Source organism: Sagittula sp. NFXS13 (assembly GCF_040148795.1).
GTDB classification, from domain to species: domain Bacteria; phylum Pseudomonadota; class Alphaproteobacteria; order Rhodobacterales; family Rhodobacteraceae; genus Sagittula; species Sagittula marina.
Map to the genome: position 1 here is coordinate 1 of NZ_JAGEMH010000041.1, position 2,507 is coordinate 2,507.

At 57.0% G+C, this 2,507-nt stretch carries 2 protein-coding genes; both read left to right on the top strand.

All coding sequences use genetic code 11. The features are described from left to right. Positions 1–108 precede the first annotated feature (108 nt). Positions 109–1,608 (top strand): IS21 family transposase, encoded by a 1,500-nt coding sequence (gene istA, locus J4E08_RS24360; RefSeq protein ID WP_502949320.1) that lies wholly within the window; start codon positions 109–111, stop codon positions 1,606–1,608. Further along, on the top strand, positions 1,605–2,369 hold the full coding sequence (gene istB / locus J4E08_RS24365) for an IS21-like element helper ATPase IstB (protein ID WP_349540718.1): 765 nt from the start codon (positions 1,605–1,607) through the stop codon (positions 2,367–2,369). Before istA ends, istB begins: the two co-directional genes overlap by 4 nt. The last annotated feature ends 138 nt before the right edge of the window (positions 2,370–2,507 follow it).

Genomic DNA, 2,507 nt, shown 5'->3' on the forward strand with positions numbered 1-2,507 from the left:
TGTGAACGGCGGAGCAATACTGGGCCACGGTAGCGGCGGCACAGTGCGGTCGCGGGCGGCGTAAAAGTCGGCCACTTTTGCCCTTTCATTCGATGGGAGGGCTTGGGGATTTTCACCGTGGATTTGTATTTGAAGGTTCGTCACGCTCACTTTGAGGAAGGCTTGAGCGGGCGTCAGATAGCTCGGGATTTTGGGATCAGCCGGGACAGTGTTTCGAAGATGTTGGCATATTCTGAGCCGCCAGGTTATCGGCGGATAGCACCGATTAAGCGCCCTAAGCTTGATCCTTACGTGGCCCAGGTCGATAGCTGGTTGGCAGAAGACAAGACTCGCCCGCGCAAGCAACGCCATACAGCCAAGAAGATATTTGAACGGCTGCGCGATGAATGCCGATTTGATGGCGGTTACACCATCGTCAAAGACTATGTGCGTGCCAGTAAGCGCGGATCACAGGAGATGTTTGTTCCGCTGAGCCATCCCCCTGGGCATGGGCAAGCGGACTTTGGCGAAGCGCTGGTTGTGATCGGTGGGATCGAACAGAAGGCGTACTTCTTTGCCTTTTATTTGCCGCACAGCGATGCGTGCTACATTCGCGCCTATCCAGCGGCGAATACCGAAGCCTGGTTGGATGGACATGTTCATGCCTTCGCTTTCTTCGGAGCAGTCCCGCGTTCCATTCTGTACGACAATGACCGCTGCCTTGTGGCCAAGATCATGCCGGATGGCACCCGCAAGCGAACCCAGCGATTCAGCGCGATGCTCTCGCATTATGTGATAGGGGACCGTTACGGTCGCCCTGGAAAGGGCAATGATAAAGGCAAGGTCGAAGGCCTTGTCGGTTACGGACGACGCAACTTCATGGTGCCGATACCGCGCTTTGCCAACTGGGATGCGTTCAACGATTACCTTGAAGAACAATGCTACAAACGGCAGGCCAACATCCTGCGTGGTCACAAGATCAGTATCGGTGAACGGCTGGGCGCTGATCTGGCGGCGATGCGTCCATTGCCTGCCGCGCCCTTTGAAGCTTGTGATCTGCAGAGTGGCCAGGTCACCTCAACATCCCAAGTACGCTACCGTGGCAACGATTACTCCGTGCCGGTTGCCTATGGCCACCGGGAGGTTTGGATAAAAGGCTTCGTGCAATGTGTGGTGATTGGCTGCGCAGCCGAGGTTATCGCTGAACATCCGCGCTCTTACGAGACGGGCGACATGGTGTTTGATCCGATCCATTACCTGCCTCTCATCGAACGCAAGATCATGTCCTTCGATCAGGCAGCGCCATTGCAAGGTTGGGACTTGCCTGACGCGTTCAAAGCCCTCCAACGCTTATTGGAAGCGCGGCAGGGCAAAGCCGGAAAGCGGGAATATGTTCAGGTGCTGCGGCTACTGGAGCGCTTTGAACTGGAGGTTTTGCACTTGGCAGTCAAAGACGCACTACAGATGAGGGCCGTCAGCTTTGATGCGATCAAACACCTGTTGCTTTGCCGGGTCGAGAGACGACCGCCGCGACTGGACCTGGATGTTTACCCGTTCCTGCCCAGAACGAACATCGCCACGACATCTGCGGCGTCCTACATGAGCCTGCTGGCAGGTGGTGAAGCATGACTGACGCACCAGAACTGTTGTTAGCCCATCATCTCAAAACCCTGCGCCTTCCCACCTTCCTGCGCGAACATGACAAGCAAGCACGTATCTGTGCCGTCGAGGGCGTTGATCATGTCCGTTATCTGGCGCGGCTGACGGAGCTGGAACTGATTGATCGCGAGCGGCGCATGGTGGAGCGCCGGATCAAGTCGGCGAAGTTCCCGGCCGTCAAAAGCCTCGATAGCTTTGACTTCAAAGCGATCCCCGCGCTGAACAAGATGATGGTGCTGGAGCTGGCCCGCTGTGAATGGATCGAGCGCCAGGAGAACGTCATCGCGCTTGGCCCTTCAGGCACTGGCAAGACCCATGTCGCCCTCGGGCTGGGTCTGGCGGCTTGTCAAAAGGGGCTGCCGGTGGCCTTTGTAACAGCGGCAGCATTGGTCAATGAACTGATGGAAGCCAGAGACGAGAAGCGCCTGCTGCGATTGCAGCGGCAACTGGCCAAGGTGAAGCTGCTGATCATCGACGAGTTGGGTTTTGTGCCACTCAGCAAGACCGGCGCAGAACTACTGTTCGAGCTAATCTCGCAGCGCTATGAGCGCGGCTCAACCCTGATCACTAGCAATCTGCCGTTCGAAGAATGGACCGAAACCTTCGGCACAGAACGCCTGACCGGTGCGCTACTGGACCGGCTGACCCACCACGTCAACATCCTGGAAATGAACGGTGAAAGCTACCGCCTTAACCAAAGCCGTTCGCGCACAAAATCCTGCAAACAGTAGTCCCGAAAGAATTGGCCTGACGGCCAATGCGCCTTGGAACGTGCTTGCTATTTGAGGGCATCACGCCCCAAGGCGCACGCACCAAACTGGCCTACTTTTGCTCCGCCCCGCTGGCAGGCTTTTGCGCCGCCGTTGACA